Genomic DNA, 21,662 nt, shown 5'->3' with positions numbered 1-21,662 from the left:
GATGGCGTTCCCTGGCAAACGATTAGTGCAGCGACGGTTTGGCGGCTGGCACGTCTTTTTTGGTCTCGGAGAACAGCAGCAGCGGTGCAACGCGCAGGTACTCCATGACTTCCATATAGTCGGTTTCGCCGTCCTCGGACTCTTCCAGCGCGTCTTGCACCTGGGAAATGGCTGCCAGGTCCTGCAAAACTTCTGTGGCCTCGGTGCTCAGCATGCTGCTGTCACGGCAGTTCAGGCCGAAACCGCTGAGGAAGCCCTGGCACCATTGGCCCAGTGCGGCGGCACGCTCGGTGAGCGGAGCATCGTCGGTCGGTAGCAGCAGTACGACGGTCACGTCATCGCCGGTGAGTTCGCCCTTGACCATTTCCTGCAGGCCGATCAGGGCGCTGCGAACGTTGTCCTGAGGCTCGTTTTCGAGCAGTTCGGCGGCGTCGATCAGCCAGCCTTCGGCGTCGAAACCGGCGCCGGCGCAGCTGCGGCCGAGCAGCAGGCCGTGCAGTTCGGCAGGCGAGACGTTGTGACCGCTGGAAGTCAGCAAGGTGGCGAAGGCTTGGTACGGGGAATTCTGAATGGTCATGGGCAGCTAGGCGCCAGACGGCGCTATGTCTAGAATGAAGGCCTTGTATCCTACATCGACTACCCCTGTAGGAGCGAGCACGCTCGCGATGGTCGCCAACGATAACGCTGGGTACCTGACACCCCGCGACGTTCTCGGGCTCATCGCGAGCAAGCTCGCTCCTACAGTCCGACACCCATCAGACAGTGAAGACAATGGAAGACACCGACCTGCAAGCGCTGATGGCCAGACTCGAACTGCTGATTACCCGAGTCGAGCAACTTAAGAGTCAAAACGGACTCTTACTAGCTCAGGAAAAGACCTGGCGCGAGGAACGCGCGCACCTCATTGAAAAAAACGAAATCGCCCGACGTAAGGTCGAATCGATGATTTCGCGCCTCAAGGCCCTGGAGCAAGACTCATGAGTTCAAGCAATAGCGTCACCGTGCAGATCCTCGACAAAGAGTATTCGATCATCTGCCCTCAGGAAGAGCGCAGCAACCTGATCAGCGCCGCCCGTTATCTGGACGGCAAGATGCGCGAGATCCGCAGCAGCGGCAAAGTCATCGGCGCCGACCGTATCGCCGTGATGGCCGCGCTGAACATCACCCACGATCTGCTGCACAAGGAAGATCGCCCGGATGTACAGGTCAGCGGCTCGACCCGTGAGCAGGTGCGCGACCTGCTCGATCGCGTCGATCTGGTGCTCGCCACCGATCCGGACGTCACCAAAGGCTGATTCGCGCGATCGCTTGAGGTATACTCGAATCACTCCCTGGGGTGCTTGCCAGTTGGCGATGTCCCTGAGCCGATTTGCTATACCCTGGAGGTTGCACGTTGGGCTGGTGTGCATGTCCGCTAGACGGAAAGCCTTAAAGCCTACTGCATCTTCCACCTTGAACTTTCGGGTTCAAGGGCTAAGTCGACAGCGACACATTCGGGGAGCCTGATTCCAGTCCGATGCCGGTTTAAATACCGGCATCGGCGTTTTTACAGGTACGCTTTGCGTATCCGTCCTGCCGAAGCCCGAATCCATGACCGAACCTGCGCTGCTACCCCGCCCGCAACTTCGACGCATGCTGCGCAACGCCCGCCGCGCACTGACACCGAGTCAACAGCGCCAGGCCGCTCGCGGGCTATACAAGCAACTGGCCCAGCAACCGCTGTTCCGCCGCGCCAGACACATCTCGCTCTATCTGCCGACCGACGGTGAAATTGATCCGCGCCTGCTGCTGCGTGCCGCACAGCGCCGGGGCAAGGCCACCTACCTGCCGGTGCTGAGTGCCTGGCCGCGAACCAAAATGGTGTTCCAGCGCATCCGGCCCGGGGAGAAACTCAAACCCAACCGCTTTCGCATCCTCGAACCACGGGCCAACCTCGCCCGGCAGCGCAGGATCTGGGCGCTGGACCTGGTGTTGTTGCCATTGGTGGGTTTTGACGATGTCGGCGGACGCCTGGGGATGGGGGGTGGCTTCTACGACCGGAGCCTGGCCTACCTGGCGCGCCGACAGGACTGGCGCAAGCCTACGCTGTTGGGGCTTGCCCACGAATGTCAGAAGGTGGAGCGATTGGCTCAGGCGAGCTGGGATGTGCCGTTGCAAGGAACGGTGACAGACAAGGCCTGGTATTACGCAGGCTAGGCACCACTTCGATCAGTGGCGCCACGGCAACAGGATCAGCGCTTGAAGGCTGTCGACTGTTGCTGCAATTGGCCGAGCTCGACCGGTGCATCGGTCTTGTTGGCCCACAGGCTTTGGGCATAGCCAGTGGTCACGACGCCAAGGCCAAACAAAATGACCAAAATCCATAGTAAATCCGGTTTGCGTTTCATCGATTGCCCCCCAAAGGCATATCAACACGATGACAGCAGCGGTTTCCGTTTACAGGCCGTGCAGCAGCGTCAAGCTTTAAAGGCCGGCATTTTGCGACAACGTGAACCGCTGCGCAAATGCTGACGTCAACCGACTGTCGGTTTGTCATAAAATTGCCGACAAGCTGCTCAATCACCACGCAAGGAGCAAAAGACATGGCCTATTGGCTGATGAAATCCGAGCCTGACGAACTCTCGATCAAAGGGCTGGAAAAACTCGGCAAAGCGCGCTGGGACGGGGTTCGTAACTATCAGGCACGCAATTTCCTGCGGGCCATGGCGGTGGGGGACGAGTTCTTTTTCTATCATTCCAGCTGCCCCGAGCCGGGTATCGCCGGGATCGGCAGGATTGTCGAAGCCGCCTATCCGGACCCGACGGCACTGGAGCCGGAGAGCCATTATTTTGACCATAAGGCCACCCCGGAGAAAAACGCCTGGAGCGCGATCGATGTCGCGCATGTCGAGACGTTTGCCCGAGTGCTGAAACTGGATTATCTGAAGCAACAGACGGCGCTGGCCGAGTTGCCATTGGTGCAGAAAGGTTCGCGGCTTTCGGTGATGCCGGTAACGGCGCAGCAGTGGGCGGCGGTGATTGCACTCAAACCCTGAGATTTTCGACGTCTGTCAGAATGCATTCGCGGGCAAGCCCGCTCCCACAGGGTTCCTGTTGTGGACATATGATCATGTTCCAACACAAATCCACTGTGGGAGCGGGCTTGCCCGCGAAGAGGCCGGTACAGGCGGCGGAAAACTTACTGAATGATCAGGTTGTTGAACAACAGATCCTCAACCACAGGTTTCCCGGTTTCATCGTTCATCACCTGCTGGGCCTGTTTCAGGGCCTCCTGACGCAGCTTCTCCTTGGCCTCGACGTTGTTCATCGTCTCGGTGGTCTGCTGGGCGAACAGCGCGACCAATTGATTGCGGATCAAAGGTTCATTGGCCTTCACTGCCTTGGCGGCCTCGTCACCGGTCACCCGCAACGCCACATCGGCCTTGTAGACCTTCAGTTTCGGCGTGCCGTCCAGCCCGTAGTTACCCACGAACGGCGGACTCAGGGTGATGTAGCTGACCTTCGGAGCTGCATCTTCTTTGGCTTCTTCGGCCACCGCTGCCACAGGCAGAGACAGGGCCAGCAACAACATGATCCACGCTTTCACAATTCGCTCCTTATCCGGTTTGCGGCCTAGCATAACGACCCGTCGCACAAGCACAAGCTTATGGCTGACTATCAGGGCCGGGCATGCTCGTTGACCCATCGACCCACACACCTACACTTATCGGCCATCACTCCCAAAGGAATAGCCCTGATGAAAGCCGTGCTGTGCAAAGCCTTCGGCCCTGCCGAATCGCTGGTGCTGGAAGACGTCGCCAGTCCTGTCGCGAAGAAGAATGAAATCCTGCTGGACGTGCACGCCGCCGGGGTCAATTTCCCCGACACGTTGATCATCGAGGGCAAATACCAGTTCAAGCCGCCCTTCCCGTTCTCTCCGGGTGGCGAAGCGTCAGGCGTGGTCAGCGTCGTGGGTGAAAAAGTCAGCCACTTGAAAGTCGGTGACCGGGTCATGGCCCTGACCGGCTGGGGCAGCTTTGCCGAACAGGTCGCCGTGCCGGGCTACAACGTGCTGCCGATCCCGCCGTCCATGGACTTCAACACCGCCGCCGCCTTCAGCATGACCTACGGCACCTCGATGCACGCCCTCAAGCAGCGCGGCAACCTGCAACCGGGCGAAACCCTGCTGGTGCTTGGCGCCTCCGGCGGTGTCGGCCTGGCCGCAGTGGAAATCGGCAAAGCCATGGGCGCCCGGGTGATTGCCGCGGCCAGCAGCGCGGAAAAACTCGCCGTGGCCAAGGCCGCCGGCGCCGATGAACTGATCAACTACAGCGAAACCAGCCTCAAGGACGAAATCAAGCGCCTGACCGACGGCCAGGGTGCCGACGTAATCTACGACCCGGTGGGCGGCGACCTGTTCGACCAGGCCATCCGTGCCATCGCCTGGAACGGCCGCCTGCTGGTGGTCGGCTTCGCCAGCGGGCGCATTCCCGAACTGCCGGTGAACCTCGCGCTGCTCAAGGGTGCCGCAGTGCTCGGCGTGTTCTGGGGCTCCTTCGCCCAGCGCCAGCCACAGGACAACGCAGCAAACTTCCAGCAGCTGTTCGGCTGGTTTGCCGAAGGCAAGTTGAAGCCACTGGTGTCGCAGGTCTATCCGCTGGGCAATGCGGCGCAAGCGATCAATGATCTTGGCCAGCGTAAAGCGGTCGGGAAAGTGGTGGTGCAGGTTCGCTGAGTCCCTATCTGCAAAAAAGCGCGGCCACGCTGCCGCGCTTTTTCGTCAAAACAGAGTCGCTATCTCTTCCGGAAGAAACCGCACGTATCGGCTCGCGGGATAAGTATTACAACGCCTGACTATCAAAGGGATGCTTTTATTGAGCCTGGCAATCAGCGCCAGTCGTTTCTCCTCCGGCAATTGCGTCGGCGAAAGGGAGTGCGCCAGGTAACTGCGGGTCCATCTGAATACCGGCAGGTCTACCCACGAAGTGTCAGCGATGTTCAGCGCTGCCCGTCCGATGTCACCACATTTCAGCCGTTCCAGCGTCTTGTTGATGTGGATGGGTTGATCCCGGTCCAGTCTGTAATCCATTGGTGCGATTACGACGACTTTCGCCGGCTGATCGTCGGTGATCCTCCATGGCTTGAACCGCCATTGGCTGACTGCGGCCAATGAAGCCTCACCGAGTCCGGGATGCGTATCTTCGGCAATCACAACCTTGCTGACAGAACCATCGGCCTGCACGGTCAGGCTGACACGCACCATGCCGATGACACCGGCGCGGTAAAGCTCCACCGGGTACACCGGCTTCGGATTATTCTCGGGTATCAGGAACACCTCCCCGGCCCTGACATCCGCGCAGACCAGCAACAAAACCCCACACAACCACCACCGCATATCCCTCTCCCTTCGTCTGTAATGCCAGACCTGGCAACAGCGCAAAGGTTACGGGGCGCAGTCGTCCGGCATAACGCCATGACTTCCGCATTGAACGAAGGACCTTTCCCAAAAAACTGCCCAATTTTCGGTACACCAAGTCCTCAATACGAAAACGGGTAACGCTTCCTACAACGCCCCTCACTTACATCTGAGCGACATGTTCATAAAGGAACGCGCGATATCCAACATCTCCCCTGTTTTGCCAATGAGAAGCGGTGCTATTTTCGGTAACGAAACTGTAATATTCGCATCCGCAGTCAAAACAAGAAATCTGGAGCTCTTGAATGTTTGCTTTCTTTCGTCCTGCCGCACATCAGGCTCCATTGCCTGAAGAAAAAATAGACAGCACCTACCGACGCCTGCGCTGGCAGATCTTCGCCGGTATCTTCTTTGGCTACGCGGGTTACTACCTGCTGCGCAAGAACTTCTCCCTGGCCATGCCGTACCTGATCGATGAGGGCTACTCCCGTGGTCAGTTGGGTCTGGCGATGTCCGCCATCGCGATTGCCTACGGCCTGTCGAAGTTCCTGATGGGCCTGGTGTCCGACCGCTCCAATCCGCGCTTCTTCCTGCCGTTCGGCCTGCTGGTTTCGGCCGGGGTGATGTTCATTTTCGGTTTCGCGCCTTGGGCGACATCCAGCGTGACCATGATGTTCATTCTGCTGTTCATCAACGGCTGGGCACAGGGCATGGGTTGGCCACCGAGTGGCCGGACCATGGTGCACTGGTGGTCGCAGAAGGAGCGTGGCGGCGTGGTTTCCGTGTGGAACGTGGCACACAACGTCGGCGGCGGCCTGATCGGCCCGCTGTTCCTGATCGGCATGGGCCTGTTCAATGACTGGCACGCCGCGTTCTACGTGCCGGCAGCAGTGGCACTGGCGGTAGCGGTGTTTGCCTTTGTGACCATGCGCGACACCCCGCAATCGGTTGGCCTGCCGCCGATCGAGCAGTACAAGAACGACTACCCGGAAGGCTACGACGCCAGCCACGAAGAGGAATTCAGCGCCAAGGAAATCTTCGTCAAATATGTGCTGCGCAACAAAATGCTCTGGTACATCGCCTTGGCCAACGTGTTTGTCTATCTGCTGCGCTACGGCGTGCTGGACTGGGCGCCAACCTATCTCAAGGAAGCCAAGGGTTTCACCGTAGACAAAACTTCGTGGGCGTATTTCTTCTACGAGTGGGCAGGTATCCCGGGCACGCTGCTGTGCGGCTGGATGTCGGACAAGATCTTCCGTGGCAACCGCGGTCTGACCGGCATGGTGTTCATGGCGCTGGTGACTGTCGCGACGCTGGTTTACTGGCTCAACCCGGCCGGTAATCCGATGGTCGACATGATCGCGTTGCTTTCCATCGGCTTCCTGATCTACGGCCCGGTAATGCTGATCGGCCTGCAGGCGCTGGAACTGGCACCGAAGAAAGCTGCGGGTACGGCGGCGGGCTTTACCGGTCTGTTCGGTTATCTGGGCGGCTCGGTCGCGGCCAGTGCAGCCATGGGCTACACCGTGGACCATTTCGGTTGGGACGGCGGCTTCGTGCTGCTGGTCGGCGCCTGCCTGCTGGCGATGGCCTTCCTGGCCCCGACGCTACGGCACAAACAAATCGCCAGTCAGGGGCGCGAAGCGCTCGCATGATCGGCCTTTGATTTACAGCGCTTGAGCCGCGCCTCCAGATTCCGGTCTGGCATGGCGTGGCTGCGCAGGGCGTGAGCCGTTTGCTCGACATAATCGCGGGTGGTGCCATAGCGCCCGCAAGCGTTTTCAAACACATGGCTCAGCACATGATCCGGCAGGTTGCCGGCATAGCTGGGCAGATGTCGCTCCAGCACAAAACCCAAGGCCTGTACCTGGCTGCCGTCTTCGAGACGGCAGTTAAGCCAGTGCGGGCGGTAGGAAGGAAACGGCATCTCGCGCTGCCAAAGTGCGTATAGCGACGCCTCGAGTTGTTCTTCGGGCAAGCGATAGGCGAAACCGCTGCAAGAACCGCCGCGATCCAGGCCAAACACCAGACCGGGCATTTCCGGCGTGCCGCGATGTTCGTGGGACCACAGGTACAACCCGCGATGATAGCCATGCACCCGGCCACGAACCCGTTCAACCGCCGTGCATTCAGGCCGCCAGATCAGCGACCCGTAGGCAAACAGCCACACCGGCCCACCCTTGTGGCGGGCCATGGTCGATTGCATCGAGCTGAGCAATTGTTCGTGAGTGAGCTGCGGCCCCAGATCGAGCCGTGGAGGGTAAGCCAGATTCAAAAAAGCAGATTCGATGGCGCTCATGGCGAATAGCGTTCAGCTCCCCGCGAGTAAACAGTTACTAAATAGAACGCACCGCCGAAACAATAAGGCACATATGTTTTCAAGTAATTTAAGTGCCTTGGCGCAGTTCTTAATTAATCACTTGAACGAGATATAACCTACCGACATTTATACATTTTTATAAATACCGATGGGCTATATAGCGGGTTATATACCTGTAGGAGCGAGCTCGCTCGCGATGGTCGTTAACGATTATGCGGGAAGTCAGGCTGCCCGCAGCGTTCTTGAGTCCATCGCGAGCATGCTCGCTCCTACAAGTACGGGGGGGCAGATCAGGATCTAGGGGCGTAGGCAAATACGTCGGCGCGCATCTGGTGGGCGTCCATCCCTGCCTCGACCAGCGCATCCAGCGTGCCGTAGACCATGGCCGGAGAACCACTGGCGTACACATGCAGCGGCTTGAGATCAGGGAAATCCTCACACACCGCTTCATGCAACATGCCACAACGCCCCTTCCAGCCGCATTGATCGCTGACGACCTTGTGCAGGAACAGGTTGGACAATTTCAGCCACTCATCCCAATGTTCGACTTGATAAAAGTCTTCAGGACGACGCACGCCCCAATACAAGTGCACCGGATGCTTGAAACCCGAGGCCCGGCAATGTTCGATCAGGCCGTGGATCTGGCCCATGCCGGTGCCGGCGGCGATCAGCACGAGAGGACCGTCCGGCAACTCTGCCAGGTGGGTATCGCCAAACGGCAACTCGACCCGCACCATGCTGTTGCGCTGAAGCTGTTCGATCAGGCTCAGCGCACTGGATTCACGCGCCAGTACATGGATTTCCAGGTCACGCCCCGCATGCGGTGCCGAGGCGAGGGAGAAAGCCGACTTTTCGCCGTTCTCGCGTTCGATCATCAGGTACTGACCGGCGTGGTAGCGCGGCGGTTTGCCGGCCGGAGCCCGCAGACGCACGCGCCAGGTGTCGCCGCCCACGTCCCTGCACTCAATGACCTGACACGACAAGCTGCGCACCGGCAGTTCTCCCAGCGCGAGCACGCCATCCCACAGCACGATGCAGTCTTCCAGCGGCTCCGCTATGCAAGTGTAGAACTCACCATGGTCGCGCACATCGCCAGCCTGCTCGACCCGCCCTTCCACCAGCAGCGCCGCGCACACGTGGCAATTGCCGTTACGGCAACTTTGCGGGCATTCGTAGCCCAATCGTCGCGCACCATCGAGAATCCGCTCGCCGGGCAATATCTCAAGCACTGCTCCGGAAGGCTGCAAGGTTACACGCATCAATCTATTCCTAACTGATTCCAGATGGCATCGATCCGCTGGGTCACGGCATCGTCCTTGACGATGACCCGACCCCATTCACGGGTGGTTTCGCCCGGCCATTTATGCGTGGCATCGAGGCCCATTTTCGAACCCAGGCCGGACACCGGCGAAGCGAAGTCCAGGTAGTCGATCGGCGTGTTGTCGATCATCACCGTGTCGCGCTTGGGGTCCATGCGCGTGGTGATGGCCCAGATCACGTCGTTCCAGTCCCGGGCGTTGATATCGTCGTCGGTGACGATAACGAACTTGGTGTACATGAACTGTCGCAAAAACGACCAGACACCGAGCATTACCCGCTTGGCATGGCCGGGATACGACTTTTTCATGGTCACCACGGCCATGCGGTACGAGCAACCTTCGGGCGGCAGGTAGAAATCGGTGATTTCCGGGAACTGCTTCTGCAGGATCGGCACGAACACTTCGTTCAACGCCACGCCGAGGATCGCCGGCTCATCCGGTGGACGACCGGTGTAGGTGCTGTGGTAGATCGGTTTGATCCGGTGGGTGATGCGCTCGACGGTGAACACCGGGAAGCTGTCGACTTCGTTGTAGTAACCGGTGTGGTCGCCGTACGGGCCTTCATCGGCCATCTCGCCCGGATGGATCACACCTTCGAGGATGATTTCGGCGGTGGCCGGTACCTGCAGGTCGTTACCGCGGCACTTCACCAGCTCGGTGCGGTTACCGCGCAACAGGCCGGCAAAGGCGTATTCGGAGAGGCTGTCGGGCACCGGGGTCACGGCACCGAGGATGGTCGCCGGGTCGGCGCCCAGCGCGACCGATACCGGGAACGGCTGGCCGGGATGCTTCTCGCACCACTCGCGAAAATCCAGCGCGCCGCCACGGTGGCTCAGCCAGCGCATGATGACCTTGTTGCGGCCGATCACTTGCTGACGATAGATGCCGAGGTTCTGGCGATCCTTGTTCGGGCCTTTGGTGACGGTCAGGCCCCAGGTGATCAGCGGACCGACATCGCCCGGCCAGCAGGTCTGCACCGGCAACATGGCCAGGTCGACGTCGTCGCCTTCGATGACCACTTCCTGGCACACCGCATCCTTGACGACTTTCGGCGCCATCGAAATGATCTTGCGGAAGATCGGCAGCTTGGACCAGGCATCCTTCAGGCCTTTCGGCGGCTCGGGTTCCTTGAGGAACGCCAGCAGCTTGCCGATCTCGCGCAGCTCGCTGACCGCTTCGGCACCCATGCCCAGCGCGACGCGCTCGGGTGTGCCGAACAGGTTGCCGAGCACGGGAATGTCATAACCGGTAGGGTTTTCGAAAAGCAGGGCCGGGCCCTTGGCGCGCAAGGTGCGGTCGCAGACCTCGGTCATTTCGAGCACTGGGGACACCGGAACCTGAATGCGCTTGAGTTCACCGCGCTTTTCCAGCCCGCTGATAAAGTCGCGCAAGTCGCGATACTGCATGCGTGAGCCTCGTGTTGGCCGTGGCGTTCGGGGGCAGGCAGTTTAGCGCCGAAGCCCTCTATTCAGAACCACGAACTGGCATTTGATCAAAAATCAGATAGCAAAAAGCCGGGTTTCCCCGGCTTTTTGTGCCTGTTCGACTTACTTGCGTTTCATCGACAGGAAGAACTCATCGTTGGTCTTGGTCGTTTTCAGCTTGTCGACCAGGAACTCGATGGCAGCGACTTCATCCATCGGGTGCAGCAGCTTGCGCAGGATCCACATGCGCTGCAGCTCGTCGTCGGCGGTCAGCAACTCTTCGCGGCGGGTACCGGAACGGTTGATGTTGATGGCCGGGAAGACGCGTTTTTCAGCGATACGGCGATCCAGCGGCAGTTCCATGTTGCCCGTGCCCTTGAATTCCTCGTAGATCACTTCGTCCATCTTCGAGCCGGTTTCAACCAGCGCGGTGGCGATGATGGTCAGCGAGCCGCCTTCTTCGATGTTCCGCGCGGCGCCGAAGAAACGCTTCGGCTTCTCCAGGGCGTGGGCATCGACACCACCGGTCAGTACCTTGCCGGAGCTCGGGATCACGGTGTTGTAGGCACGCGCCAGACGGGTGATGGAGTCGAGCAGGATCACCACGTCCTTCTTGTGCTCGACCAGGCGCTTGGCCTTCTCGATCACCATTTCGGCAACCTGCACGTGGCGGGTCGGCGGCTCGTCGAACGTCGAGGCAACCACTTCGCCGCGCACGGTGCGCTGCATTTCGGTTACTTCTTCCGGACGTTCGTCGATCAGCAGCACGATCAGGTGAACTTCAGGATTGTTACGCGCGATGTTCGCGGCAATGTTCTGCAGCATGATCGTCTTGCCGGCTTTCGGCGGAGCAACGATCAGACCGCGCTGGCCTTTACCGATCGGGGCACACAGGTCGATAACACGACCGGTCAGGTCTTCGGTGGAACCGTTACCGGCTTCCATCTTCATGCGCACGGTCGGGAACAGCGGGGTCAGGTTCTCGAAGAGAATCTTGTTTTTCGCGTTTTCCGGACGGTCGAAGTTGATCGTGTCGACCTTGAGCAGCGCGAAATAACGCTCGCCTTCCTTTGGAGGGCGGATCTTGCCAACGATGGTGTCACCGGTGCGCAAGTTGAAACGACGGATCTGGCTCGGCGAGACGTAGATATCGTCCGGACCTGCGAGATAGGAAGCGTCAGCGGAGCGCAGGAAGCCGAAGCCGTCCTGGAGAATCTCCAGCACGCCATCACCGGAGATTTCCTCACCGCTTTTCGCGTGCTTCTTGAGCAGGGAGAAAATCACGTCCTGCTTGCGCGAACGGGCCATATTTTCTATGCCCATCTGTTCGGCCAATTCGAGCAGTTCGGTAATCGGCTTTTGCTTGAGTTCAGTCAGATTCATATAGGAATGACGTAATCATTTATGGAGGGGGGAAATTAAGCTTTTGGCTTAATGAGGCCGCGCCGCGGAGAAGGCGACAGGATCGCGTACTTATTCGAAAAGGAGTGCGTCGGCGACGGCTAGCAGGGGGCAATGGAGAAACCAATGCGGGGCCGAATGTACCACCTGAGTATCAGGAGCGTCTAGCCCTGTATACGCAAAAAGCCCCGCTATTTGCGGGGCTTTTTTCAAGACACTTGCAACGACGCTTAAATGTTGGCGTCGAGGAAAGCAGCCAGTTGCGACTTCGACAGTGCGCCGACCTTGGTCGCTTCAACGTTGCCGTTCTTGAACAGCATCAGGGTCGGGATACCACGCACGCCATGCTTGGCCGGGGTTTCCTGGTTTTCGTCGATGTTCAGCTTGGCAACGGTCAGCTTGCCTTTGTAGGTCTCGGCAATTTCGTCCAGGACAGGAGCGATCATTTTGCAAGGGCCGCACCACTCAGCCCAGTAATCGACCAGTACAGCGCCTTCAGCCTTGAGTACGTCGGCCTCGAAGCTAGCGTCGCTAACGTGTTTGATAAGATCGCTGCTCATGGAATTCTCCAGGGTTGTAAGCAAAAAAACGTGGCCCATCATAGCTGCCCTTCCCTCGTTCAGGAAGGTGCAGTTGATTGAGTCTCGCTATGGCGTTCCATGAGTTTGGGTATAGCCCGGGTCACGCCGGGGCGGGAGCGACGAAGGCGATTCCGGTGCGCAACGCCGCGTTGCGCACATGCTCTTGCATGGCCTTTTGCGCGGCGCCAGAGGCTCGGCGAGCCAGTGCGCGAAGGATCTTGCGGTGCTCCTGCCAGGTTTCCATGGCTCGTTCGGCCCGGATGAACGGTAGTTTCTGGCTTTCCAGGAAAATATCGGCGCTGGCGGTGAGGATACTCAGCATTGCCTGATTGCCGCTGGCCAGCAGGATGCGCCGGTGGAATTCGAAGTCCAGGCGCGCCGCCGCTTCGAAATCAGCGGCTTTCAGTTCGTTGCGCATGGCGGCGACATTGTCCTCCAGCGCATCGAGCTCTTCAGTGCTCAAGGTCACGGCCGCCAGCCCCGCGGCAAACCCCTCCAGCGCATAACGCAACTGGAAGATATCCAGCGGCGAAGCCTGCGCCGCGAACGGCCAGCCCGGCATCGCTTCGCCTCGCGGCAGCTCCACCGGCGCCTGAACGAATACACCTTTACCCGGCTGAATGCTGACGACGCCCAACGCACTCAGGGACGACAACGCCTCGCGCAAAGAAGCCCGGCTTACGCCCAGTTGCAGCGCCAGGTCCCGTTGCGAGGGCAAGGCATCACCCGGCCCGAAGCCCTGCTCGGTAATCAGTTTGCGAATGGCTTGCAGCGCCACTTCGGGTACGGCGCGGGAGATCGAATTCATGGTTTTCCAGACGAACCAGGCCAAAGTGCGCTCAGTTGTAAAGCTATTCACGGTCCCCGGCAAGTCGTGCCCCATGGGGGTTCGCGATATTCCCGGCTGCGCTATCGGGGTGCGAAACGCAACTTGACTGTTCAGACCAGTAAGACCATCCGACGCCAGTAAAACCGCACTCTGGCGCCCCCAAAACCCCAAGTTGGCATGCCCCATGCTCTGTCGATCCGCAGAAATCACTTCTTGCCGATTCGGAGATTTGCCATGACCCAGCGTTACAGCGCCCTCCTCGCAGCCCTGTTTGCCAGCCTGATGCTGAGCCAGGCACCCGCCCACGCCGACGGCCTGGAAGACGTGGTCAAGCGCGGCGTCCTCAAGGTTGCCGTGCCCCAGGACTTCCCGCCCTTTGGCTCGGTCGGCCCGGACATGAAACCCCGCGGCCTCGATATCGACACCGCGAAACTGCTGGCCGAGCAGCTCAAGGTCAAACTCGAACTGACGCCGGTCAACAGCACCAACCGCATCCCGTTCCTCACCACCGGCAAGGTCGACCTGGTGATTTCCAGCCTCGGCAAAAACCCGGAGCGCGAGAAGGTCATCGACTTCTCCCGTGCCTATGCGCCGTTCTACCTCGCGGTGTTCGGTCCGCCAGACGCTGACATCAAGAGTCTGGACGATCTCAAGGGCAAAACCATCAGCGTCACCCGTGGCGCGATTGAAGACATCGAGCTGACCAAGGTCGCTCCCGAAGGCGTGACCATAAAGCGCTTCGAAGACAACAACTCGACCATCGCCGCGTACCTGGCCGGGCAAGTCGACCTGATCGCCAGCGGCAACGTAGTGATGGTCGCGATCAGCGAGAAGAACCCGAAACGTGTGCCGGCGCTGAAAGTGAAGCTCAAGGATTCGCCTGTCTACGTGGGCGTGAACAAGAACGAGCCGCAGCTGCTGGATAAGGTCAACCAGATTCTCGTGACCGCCAGGAGCGACGGCGCGCTGGAAAAGAACTCCCTGACCTGGCTGAAAGAACCGCTGCCGGCTGATCTCTGATTCGGCGCGCTGGAGACGTTTTATGGCTTATCAGTTCGATTTCCTGCCGGTGGTGCACAACACCGATCTGTTGCTGCGCGGTGCGTTGTTCACCCTTGAGCTGACAGCCATCGGCGCCGTGCTCGGTGTGGGCCTTGGCATCGTCGGGGCGCTGGTGCGGGCGTGGAACATTCGGCCTTTCGCGGTTTTTTTTGCGGTCTACGTCGAGTTGATCCGCAACACGCCATTTCTGGTGCAGCTGTTTTTCATCTTCTTCGGCTTGCCGTCACTGGGCGTGCAGATCTCCGAATGGCAGGCAGCGGTGCTGGCGATGGTGATCAACCTCGGCGCCTATTCGACCGAGATCATCCGTGCCGGTATCCAGGCAATCCCCCGGGGTCAGCTGGAAGCCGCGGCGGCACTGGCGATGACGCGCTTCGAGGCATTCCGCCATGTCGTGCTGCTGCCGGCACTGGGCAAAGTCTGGCCGGCCCTGAGCAGCCAGATCATCATCGTCATGCTCGGCTCGGCGGTGTGTTCACAGATCGCCACCGAAGAGCTGAGTTTCGCGGCCAACTTCATTCAATCGCGCAACTTCCGCGCTTTTGAAACCTACGCCCTGACCACGCTGCTGTACCTGTGCATGGCGCTACTGATCCGCCAGTTCCTGAACTGGATCGGCCAGCGGTTCATCGCAAGGAGCGGCCGATGAGTGATTTCACCTTCTGGGACATCGTGCGCAACCTGCTCACCGGCCTGCAATGGACGCTGGCGCTGTCGTTGGTGGCTTTCATTGGCGGCGGGCTGATCGGCTTGCTGATCATGGTCATGCGCATCTCGGATCAATCCCTGCCACGCAGCTTTGCGCGCACCTACATCGAGCTGTTTCAGGGCACGCCGCTGTTGATGCAGCTGTTTCTGGTGTTTTTTGGTGTGGCGCTGGCCGGGTTGGAGATTTCACCGTGGATGGCGGCGGCGATCGCGTTGACGCTGTTCACCAGCGCTTATCTGGCGGAGATCTGGCGCGGTTGCGTCGAGTCGATCCCCAATGGCCAGTGGGAAGCCTCATCGAGCCTGGCGCTCAATCCGCTGGAACAACTGCGCCATGTGATCCTGCCGCAGGCCTTGCGCATTGCCGTCGCGCCGACCGTGGGCTTCTCGGTGCAAGTGGTCAAAGGCACCGCCGTGACCTCGATCATCGGTTTCACCGAGCTGACCAAGACCGGCGGCATGCTCGCCAATGCGACCTTCGAACCCTTCATGGTCTACGGCCTCGTCGCCCTCGGCTACTTCCTGCTCTGCTACCCCCTGTCCCTCAGTGCGCGCTACCTGGAAAGGAGACTGCATGCCTCTGCTTAGAATTTCCGCCCTGCATAAATACTACGGCGATCACCATGTGCTCAAAGGCATCGACCTGAGCGTCGAGGAAGGCCAGGTGGTGGCGATCATCGGCCGCAGCGGCTCGGGCAAGTCCACCCTGCTGCGCACCCTCAACGGCCTGGAGTCGATCAACGACGGCGTGATCGAAGTCGACGGCGAGTACCTCGACGCCGCTCGCGCCGACCTGCGCAGCCTGCGGCAGAAAGTCGGCATGGTGTTCCAGCAGTTCAACCTGTTCCCACACCTGACGGTTGGCGAAAACGTGATGCTCGCGCCGCAAGTGGTGCAGAAAGTGCCCAAGGCCAAGGCCGCCGAACTGGCGCGGCAGATGCTGGAACGGGTCGGGCTGGGCGAAAAGTTCGATGCCTTTCCGGATCGACTGTCCGGCGGCCAGCAACAGCGGGTGGCGATTGCCCGCGCCCTGGCGATGTCGCCGAAGGTGCTGCTGTGCGACGAAATCACCTCGGCCCTGGACCCGGAGCTGGTCAACGAAGTGCTGAGCGTGGTCCGGCAACTGGCCAGGGAAGGCATGACGCTGATCATGGTCACCCACGAAATGCGCTTCGCCCGGGAGGTTGGGGACAAGTTGGTGTTCATGCACCTGGGCAAGGTGCATGAAACGGGCGACCCGAAGGTGTTGTTCGCCAATCCGCAGACGGCTGAGCTGGCGAACTTCATCGGGACGGTTGAAGCGGCGGGCTGACAGATCTTCAGTGCCTTGGAGGCCGCCTTCGCGGGCAAGCCCGCTCCCACAGGTTTTGCGTCGAGCACACAATAGTGCTTCAACCGAGATCCTGTGGGAGCGGGCTTGCCCGCGATTGGCCGCATAGCGGCCGCTTGCTTTGCTGTGCTGGATCAAGGCTTTGAACACTGCGCGTTGGCGGCAGCCTTTGATCGTGGCACGATGTCGAGGTTATCGACCGAGACCCCAGACCATGCCGCAATCTCAAGCCAAGAATCTGTCCCTGATCGCCGCAATCGACCTGGGCTCCAACAGTTTTCACATGGTCGTGGCCAAGGCCCAGAACGCTGAAATCCGCATTCTCGAGCGTCTCGGGGAGAAGGTTCAGCTGGCCGCAGGCATCGACGAAGAGCGCCATCTCAACGAAGAATCGATGCAGCGCGGGCTCGACTGCCTCAAGCGCTTCGCCCAACTGATCAGCGGTATGCCTACCGGTGCCGTTCGCATCGTCGGCACCAACGCCTTGCGTGAAGCGCGCAACCGCGCCGAATTCATCCGTCGCGCCGAAGAAATTCTCGGCCACCCGGTGGAAGTCATTTCCGGCCGTGAAGAAGCGCGCCTGATCTATCTCGGCGTGTCCCACACCCTCGCCGACACCCCGGGCAAGCGCCTGGTGGCCGACATCGGCGGCGGCAGTACCGAGTTCATCATTGGCCAGCGCTTCGAACCGCTGCTGCGCGAAAGCCTGCAGATGGGTTGCGTCAGCTACACCCAACGCTATTTCAAGGACGGCAAGATCACCCCGGCCCGTTACGCCCAGGCGTACACCGCGGCGCGACTGGAGATCATGAGCATCGAGCACGCCCTGCATCGCCTGACCTGGGATGAAGCCATTGGCTCCTCGGGCACCATCCGCGCCATCGGTCTGGCGCTGAAGGCTGGCGGCCACAGCACCGGCGAGGTCAACGCCGAAGGTCTGGCCTGGCTCAAGCGCAAACTGATCAAGCTGGGCGACGTCGAGAAAATCGATTTCGAAGGCATCAAACCGGATCGCCGGGCGATTTTCCCGGCCGGCCTGGCGATCCTCGAAGCGATCTTCGACTCCCTCGAACTGCAACGCATGGATCACTGTGAAGGCGCCTTGCGCGAAGGCGTGCTCTATGACCTGCTGGGCCGCCATCATCACGAAGACGTGCGCGAACGCACCCTCACTTCGCTGATGGAGCGCTACCACGTCGATCAGGAACAAGCGGTACGAGTCGAGCGCAAGGCACTGCATGCGTTCGACCAGGTGGCCGCGGACTGGGATCTGGAAGACGGCGTCTGGCGCGAACTGCTCGGCTGGGCGGCCAAGGTCCATGAAGTGGGCCTGGACATCGCCCACTACCAGTACCACAAGCACGGCGCCTACCTGATCGAGCACTCGGACCTCGCCGGATTTTCCCGCGAAGACCAGTTGATGCTCGCGCTGCTGGTACGCGGCCACCGACGCAACATTCCCAAGGACAAGTTCGCCGAGTTCGGCGATGACGGCACCAAGCTGATTCGCCTGTGCGTGTTGCTGCGCTTTGCGATTCTGTTCCACCACATACGTGGCACCCAGCAAATGCCCCAGGTGGAACTGAACGCCTATGACAACCACCTGGAAGTGGTTTTCCCGGAAAACTGGCTGGATGAAAACCAGTTGACCCAGGCTGACTTCGCCATCGAGGCGGAATGGCTGACACGGGTCGATATCGTCCTCAACGCTCGCTAAAACACCGCCCCTGTTGTAGGAGCGAGCTCGCTCGCGAAAAACTGGCACGCGACGCTTTTCTCCAGGCAGCACGCATCATCGTTCACGTCCATCGCGAGCGAACTCGCTCCTACAACAGGGGGTGGCGGTGTAAACAAAAATGGCGATCCGCAGGGATCGCCATTTTTTATACCTCGCCCGCGTTACCGAACAGCCAGGATCGGGCTGCCCAAACGCTCCAGCAATGTCGCCTGGGCGCTACGCGGGTTCTGGTTACCGGTCGGCGTGTTGCGGATGTAACGACCGTCCGACTGCAGGCTCCAGCTGTGGGTGTTATCGGTGAGATACAGCTCCAGCTCTTTCTTGACCCGCATGATCAGCTTCTTGCCTTCCACCGGGAAGCAAGTCTCGACGCGTTTATCGAGGTTGCGCTCCATCCAGTCGGCGCTGGAGAGGAACATCTGTTCTTCGCCGCCATTGAGGAAGTAGAAGACCCGGGTGTGTTCCAGGAAGCGACCGATGATCGAGCGCACGTGGATGTTGTGGGAAACCCCGGCGATGCCCGGTCGCAGGCAGCACATGCCACGCACCACCAGATCGATGCGCACGCCCGACTGGCTGGCCTTGTACAACGCGCGGATGATCTTCGGATCGGTCAGCGAGTTGAACTTGGCGATGATGTGCGCCGGTTTGCCGTCGAGGGCAAATTGGGTTTCGCGGGCAATCATGTCGAGCATGCCCTTTTTCAGGGTGAACGGCGCATGCAGCAATTTCTTCATGCGCAGCGTCTTACCCATGCCGATCAACTGGCTGAACAGTTTGCCGACGTCTTCGCACAAGGCATCGTCTGAGGTCAGCAAGCTGTAGTCGGTGTACAGGCGGGCGTTGCCGGCGTGGTAGTTACCCGTACCGAGGTGCGCATAACGCACGATTTCACCGGCCTCGCGACGCAGGATCAGCATCATCTTGGCGTGGGTCTTGAAGCCGACCACACCGTAGATCACTACCGCACCGGCCGCTTGCAGGCGGCTGGCCAGTTGCAGGTTGGACTCTTCGTCGAACCGCGCCCGCAGTTCGATCACCGCGGTGACTTCCTTGCCGTTACGCGCCGCATCCACCAGCGCATCGACGATTTCCGAGTTGGCGCCGGACCGGTACAGGGTCTGGCGCACCGCCAGCACGTGCGGGTCCTTGGCAGCCTGGCGCAACAGGTCGACCACCGGGGTGAACGACTCGAACGGGTGCAGCAGCAGGATGTCCTGCTTGCTGATCACGCTGAAAATGTTTTCGCTGTTCTGCAGCAGTTTCGGGATCTGCGGGGTGAACGGCAGATATTGCAGCTCGCGCTGGCTGTCCAGGCCGGTGATGCTGAACAGCCGCGTCAGGTTCACCGGACCGTTGACCTGATACAACTCGGTCTCGCCCAGGTTGAACTGCTTGAGCAGGTAGTCAGACAGGTGTTTGGGGCACGTGTCGGCCACTTCCAGTCGCACCGCATCGCCATAGCGACGGGAGAACAGTTCGCCGCGCAAGGCGCGGGCCAGGTCTTCGACGTCCTCGGAGTCCAGCGCCAGGTCGGCGTTACGGGTCAGGCGGAACTGGTAGCAGCCCTTGACCTTCATGCCCTGGAACAGGTCGTCGGCGTGAGCGTGAATCATCGACGACAGGAATACATAGTTGTCGCCAGGGCCACCGACTTCTTCCGGCACCTTGATGATGCGCGGCAGCAGACGTGGCGCCGGGATGATCGCCAGACCGGAATCGCGGCCAAAGGCGTCGATGCCTTCGAGCTCGACGATGAAGTTCAGGCTCTTGTTCACCAGCAACGGGAACGGGTGCGTCGGGTCGAGGCCGATCGGAGTGATGATCGGCGCGATCTCGTCGCGGAAATAGCGGCGGACCCAGGTTTTGAGCTTGGTGGTCCAGTAGCGGCGACGAATGAAGCGGACCTGATGTTTTTCCAGCTCCGGCAAGAGAATGTCGTTGAGGATCGCGTACTGGCGATCGACGTGACCGTGGACCAGCTCGCTGATGCGGGCCAGGGCCTGATGCGGTTGCAGACCATCGGCGCCGGCCTGTTCACGGGCGAAAGTGATCTGCTTCTTGAGGCCGGCGACACGAATTTCGAAGAACTCGTCCAGGTTGCTGGAGAAGATCAACAGAAACTTCAGCCGCTCCAGCAAAGGGTAGGACTCGTCCAGCGCCTGTTCCAGCACGCGGATGTTGAACTGCAGTTGCGAGAGCTCGCGATGGATGTACAGGCTGCTGTCATCCAGGCCGGGAATGGCCACCGCTGGCACTGTCGCAGCGGTTTCGACGACCGCCGCGGGCGGAGCTGGCTCCAGCTCCGGCGGGGTCTCGTCGACTTGCTCCACCACAGGTTGAGCGTCTTTTACGGCAACTTCAGTGAGTACTTCGGTATTCATCGAATGTTCCTGGGAGGGCTATTTTTGCTCTCGCAACAATTGGGCAGCACGAACGGCAAAGTACGTCAGGATGCCATCAGCCCCTGCACGTTTGAAAGCGGTGAGGGACTCGAGGATAACCCCTTCGCTCAACCAGCCATTCTGGATCGCCGCCATGTGCATGGCGTATTCGCCGCTGACTTGATACACAAACGTCGGCACTTTGAATTCTTCTTTTACCCGGCACAGGATGTCCAGGTACGGCATGCCTGGCTTGACCATGACCATGTCTGCACCTTCTGACAAGTCCGCCGCCACTTCGTGCAGCGCTTCGTTGCTGTTGGCCGGGTCCATCTGATAGGAGGCCTTGTTGGCCTTGCCCAGGTTCAGCGCCGAACCGACCGCATCGCGGAACGGGCCGTAATAGGCGCTGGCGTACTTGGCCGAGTAGGCCATGATCCGTACATTGACGTGACCGGCCACTTCCAGGGCTTCGCGGATCGCCTGGATGCGACCGTCCATCATGTCCGATGGCGCCACGACCTGAGCGCCGGCTTCGGCGTGGGACAGGGCTTGCCTGACCAGTGCGTCGACGGTGATGTCGTTCTGCACGTAGCCTTCTTCATCAAGAATGCCGTCCTGGCCGTGGGTGGTGAACGGGTCCAGGGCGACGTCGGTGATCACGCCCAGCTCCGGGAATTGCGCACGCAGCGCACGGGTCGCGCGTTGGGCGATGCCTTGCGGGTTCCACGCTTCGGCGGCGTCCAGGGACTTGAGCTCCGCTGGCGTCACCGGGAACAGTGCCAGCGCCGGAATCCCCAGCTCGACCCACTTGGCCGCCTCTTCCAGCAACAGGTCGATGGTCAGGCGTTCGACACCCGGCATCGAAGCCACCGCTTCGCGACGGTTTTCACCGTCCAGTACGAACACCGGCAGGATCAGGTCATCGACGGTCAGGACGTTTTCACGGACCAGACGACGCGAGAAGTCGTCACGACGGTTGCGGCGCAGGCGGGTTGCAGGGAACAAACGGTTGGCGGGGGTAAAGCTCACGGCAGACTCCTGAGCCCGCGCTTACGGGCGAGCGTGACAGTTATAAGCGGCCATTATGACGAACAGATGACAGTTGTGTGCATCCCGCGACACGTAGCCGCATTCCATTGTCGTTGTAGGAAATGTTCACGTCGAGACA

Annotated in this window: 23 protein-coding genes and 1 other RNA gene; 12 read left to right on the top strand and 12 right to left on the bottom strand. The window is 60.1% G+C overall.

Annotated elements, in window-relative coordinates; all coding sequences use genetic code 11:
- Nucleotides 1-22 precede the first annotated feature (22 nt).
- Nucleotides 23-577 carry a YecA family protein gene (locus ACEN8Q_RS24310; RefSeq protein WP_111282885.1) on the bottom strand — a complete coding sequence of 185 codons (555 nt, stop codon included), beginning with the start codon at nucleotides 575-577 and terminating at the stop codon, nucleotides 23-25.
- 194 nt (nucleotides 578-771) lie between these two features.
- Between ACEN8Q_RS24310 and ACEN8Q_RS24305 the strand changes: the two genes are divergently transcribed.
- The 4 genes from ACEN8Q_RS24305 (at nucleotide 772) to ACEN8Q_RS24290 (ending at nucleotide 2,196) form a co-directional block, all read left to right on the top strand.
- Complete coding sequence (locus ACEN8Q_RS24305) at nucleotides 772-981, top strand: TIGR02449 family protein (RefSeq protein WP_007982902.1); 210 nt, start codon at nucleotides 772-774, stop codon at nucleotides 979-981.
- Nucleotides 978-1,295: a cell division protein ZapA gene (locus ACEN8Q_RS24300; protein ID WP_015097304.1), complete on the top strand. Its 318-nt coding sequence runs from the start codon at nucleotides 978-980 to the stop codon at nucleotides 1,293-1,295. Before ACEN8Q_RS24305 ends, ACEN8Q_RS24300 begins: the two co-directional genes overlap by 4 nt.
- Before the next feature lie 30 nt (nucleotides 1,296-1,325).
- A non-coding RNA gene (gene ssrS / locus ACEN8Q_RS24295) (6S RNA) lies at nucleotides 1,326-1,504 on the top strand.
- A gap of 86 nt (nucleotides 1,505-1,590) precedes the next feature.
- Nucleotides 1,591-2,196 (top strand): 5-formyltetrahydrofolate cyclo-ligase, encoded by a 606-nt coding sequence (locus ACEN8Q_RS24290; RefSeq protein WP_008015434.1) that lies wholly within the window; start codon nucleotides 1,591-1,593, stop codon nucleotides 2,194-2,196.
- Nucleotides 2,197-2,231: 35 nt separating this feature from the next.
- Here the strand turns inward: ACEN8Q_RS24290 and ACEN8Q_RS24285 are convergent, their stop codons facing one another.
- Nucleotides 2,232-2,387, bottom strand: a complete 156-nt coding sequence (locus ACEN8Q_RS24285; protein ID WP_196373703.1) for a hypothetical protein — start codon at nucleotides 2,385-2,387, stop codon at nucleotides 2,232-2,234.
- Nucleotides 2,388-2,582: 195 nt separating this feature from the next.
- Here ACEN8Q_RS24285 and ACEN8Q_RS24280 point away from each other — a divergent pair, with 195 nt between their 5' ends.
- Nucleotides 2,583-3,035 carry an EVE domain-containing protein gene (locus tag ACEN8Q_RS24280; RefSeq protein WP_413703829.1) on the top strand — a complete coding sequence of 151 codons (453 nt, stop codon included), beginning with the start codon at nucleotides 2,583-2,585 and terminating at the stop codon, nucleotides 3,033-3,035.
- A gap of 143 nt (nucleotides 3,036-3,178) precedes the next feature.
- Here ACEN8Q_RS24280 and ACEN8Q_RS24275 read toward each other — a convergent pair whose 3' ends face one another.
- Nucleotides 3,179-3,586: a flagellar basal body-associated protein FliL gene (locus ACEN8Q_RS24275; RefSeq protein ID WP_413426496.1), complete on the bottom strand. Its 408-nt coding sequence runs from the start codon at nucleotides 3,584-3,586 to the stop codon at nucleotides 3,179-3,181.
- 150 nt (nucleotides 3,587-3,736) lie between these two features.
- Here ACEN8Q_RS24275 and ACEN8Q_RS24270 point away from each other — a divergent pair, with 150 nt between their 5' ends.
- On the top strand, nucleotides 3,737-4,714 hold the full coding sequence (locus tag ACEN8Q_RS24270; RefSeq protein WP_413426494.1) for an NADPH:quinone oxidoreductase family protein: 978 nt from the start codon (nucleotides 3,737-3,739) through the stop codon (nucleotides 4,712-4,714).
- A gap of 45 nt (nucleotides 4,715-4,759) precedes the next feature.
- Here the strand turns inward: ACEN8Q_RS24270 and ACEN8Q_RS24265 are convergent, their stop codons facing one another.
- Nucleotides 4,760-5,374, bottom strand: coding sequence for an energy transducer TonB (locus tag ACEN8Q_RS24265; protein ID WP_413426492.1), 615 nt, complete (start codon nucleotides 5,372-5,374; stop codon nucleotides 4,760-4,762).
- Nucleotides 5,375-5,700: 326 nt separating this feature from the next.
- Between ACEN8Q_RS24265 and glpT the strand changes: the two genes are divergently transcribed.
- Nucleotides 5,701-7,050 (top strand): glycerol-3-phosphate transporter, encoded by a 1,350-nt coding sequence (glpT, locus tag ACEN8Q_RS24260; RefSeq protein WP_413426490.1) that lies wholly within the window; start codon nucleotides 5,701-5,703, stop codon nucleotides 7,048-7,050.
- On the opposite strand, the gene ACEN8Q_RS24255 is transcribed toward glpT, so the two are convergent.
- The 6 genes from ACEN8Q_RS24255 to ACEN8Q_RS24230 form a co-directional block, all read right to left on the bottom strand.
- Nucleotides 7,026-7,694 carry a gamma-glutamylcyclotransferase gene (locus tag ACEN8Q_RS24255; protein WP_057398738.1) on the bottom strand — a complete coding sequence of 223 codons (669 nt, stop codon included), beginning with the start codon at nucleotides 7,692-7,694 and terminating at the stop codon, nucleotides 7,026-7,028. The two genes, glpT and ACEN8Q_RS24255, sit on opposite strands and share 25 nt — an antisense overlap.
- A gap of 311 nt (nucleotides 7,695-8,005) precedes the next feature.
- On the bottom strand, nucleotides 8,006-8,974 hold the full coding sequence (locus ACEN8Q_RS24250) for a CDP-6-deoxy-delta-3,4-glucoseen reductase (RefSeq protein WP_413426488.1): 969 nt from the start codon (nucleotides 8,972-8,974) through the stop codon (nucleotides 8,006-8,008).
- Nucleotides 8,974-10,440, bottom strand: a complete 1,467-nt coding sequence (gene ubiD, locus ACEN8Q_RS24245) for a 4-hydroxy-3-polyprenylbenzoate decarboxylase (RefSeq protein ID WP_008015451.1) — start codon at nucleotides 10,438-10,440, stop codon at nucleotides 8,974-8,976. The genes ACEN8Q_RS24250 and ubiD overlap by 1 nt, the downstream gene beginning before the upstream one ends.
- A 141-nt stretch (nucleotides 10,441-10,581) precedes the next feature.
- Complete coding sequence (gene rho, locus ACEN8Q_RS24240; protein ID WP_003206716.1) at nucleotides 10,582-11,841, bottom strand: transcription termination factor Rho; 1,260 nt, start codon at nucleotides 11,839-11,841, stop codon at nucleotides 10,582-10,584.
- A gap of 248 nt (nucleotides 11,842-12,089) precedes the next feature.
- Nucleotides 12,090-12,419 (bottom strand): thioredoxin TrxA, encoded by a 330-nt coding sequence (gene trxA, locus ACEN8Q_RS24235; RefSeq protein WP_003206727.1) that lies wholly within the window; start codon nucleotides 12,417-12,419, stop codon nucleotides 12,090-12,092.
- 121 nt (nucleotides 12,420-12,540) lie between these two features.
- Nucleotides 12,541-13,248 (bottom strand): FadR/GntR family transcriptional regulator, encoded by a 708-nt coding sequence (locus ACEN8Q_RS24230; protein WP_413426485.1) that lies wholly within the window; start codon nucleotides 13,246-13,248, stop codon nucleotides 12,541-12,543.
- Between the two features lie 255 nt (nucleotides 13,249-13,503).
- On the opposite strand from ACEN8Q_RS24230, the gene ACEN8Q_RS24225 reads away from it, so the two are divergent.
- The 5 genes from ACEN8Q_RS24225 (at nucleotide 13,504) to ppx (ending at nucleotide 18,086) form a co-directional block, all read left to right on the top strand.
- A complete protein-coding gene (locus ACEN8Q_RS24225; protein WP_413426483.1) occupies nucleotides 13,504-14,289 on the top strand; it encodes a transporter substrate-binding domain-containing protein in 786 nt (261 codons plus the stop codon).
- A gap of 22 nt (nucleotides 14,290-14,311) precedes the next feature.
- Nucleotides 14,312-14,980 carry an amino acid ABC transporter permease gene (locus ACEN8Q_RS24220; protein WP_413426481.1) on the top strand — a complete coding sequence of 223 codons (669 nt, stop codon included), beginning with the start codon at nucleotides 14,312-14,314 and terminating at the stop codon, nucleotides 14,978-14,980.
- Nucleotides 14,977-15,627 carry an amino acid ABC transporter permease gene (locus ACEN8Q_RS24215; RefSeq protein WP_413703828.1) on the top strand — a complete coding sequence of 217 codons (651 nt, stop codon included), beginning with the start codon at nucleotides 14,977-14,979 and terminating at the stop codon, nucleotides 15,625-15,627. The genes ACEN8Q_RS24220 and ACEN8Q_RS24215 overlap by 4 nt, the downstream gene beginning before the upstream one ends.
- A complete protein-coding gene (locus ACEN8Q_RS24210; RefSeq protein WP_057398732.1) occupies nucleotides 15,614-16,351 on the top strand; it encodes an amino acid ABC transporter ATP-binding protein in 738 nt (245 codons plus the stop codon). Before ACEN8Q_RS24215 ends, ACEN8Q_RS24210 begins: the two co-directional genes overlap by 14 nt.
- 232 nt (nucleotides 16,352-16,583) lie before the next feature.
- Complete coding sequence (gene ppx, locus ACEN8Q_RS24205; RefSeq protein ID WP_413426477.1) at nucleotides 16,584-18,086, top strand: exopolyphosphatase; 1,503 nt, start codon at nucleotides 16,584-16,586, stop codon at nucleotides 18,084-18,086.
- A gap of 182 nt (nucleotides 18,087-18,268) precedes the next feature.
- Here the strand turns inward: ppx and ppk1 are convergent, their stop codons facing one another.
- Both ppk1 and hemB read right to left on the bottom strand, forming a co-directional pair.
- On the bottom strand, nucleotides 18,269-20,491 hold the full coding sequence (gene ppk1, locus ACEN8Q_RS24200) for a polyphosphate kinase 1 (protein WP_413426475.1): 2,223 nt from the start codon (nucleotides 20,489-20,491) through the stop codon (nucleotides 18,269-18,271).
- Nucleotides 20,492-20,509: 18 nt separating this feature from the next.
- Nucleotides 20,510-21,523, bottom strand: a complete 1,014-nt coding sequence (gene hemB, locus ACEN8Q_RS24195) for a porphobilinogen synthase (protein WP_007982864.1) — start codon at nucleotides 21,521-21,523, stop codon at nucleotides 20,510-20,512.
- Nucleotides 21,524-21,662: the final 139 nt, after the last annotated feature.

The sequence above is a fragment of the Pseudomonas sp. Pseusp16 genome (assembly GCF_047324915.1).
Taxonomy (GTDB): Bacteria; Pseudomonadota; Gammaproteobacteria; order Pseudomonadales; family Pseudomonadaceae; genus Aquipseudomonas; species Aquipseudomonas fluorescens_CD.
The sequence above is the reverse complement of the archived record's forward strand: the minus strand, read 5'-3'. Positions and strand labels throughout refer to the sequence as shown.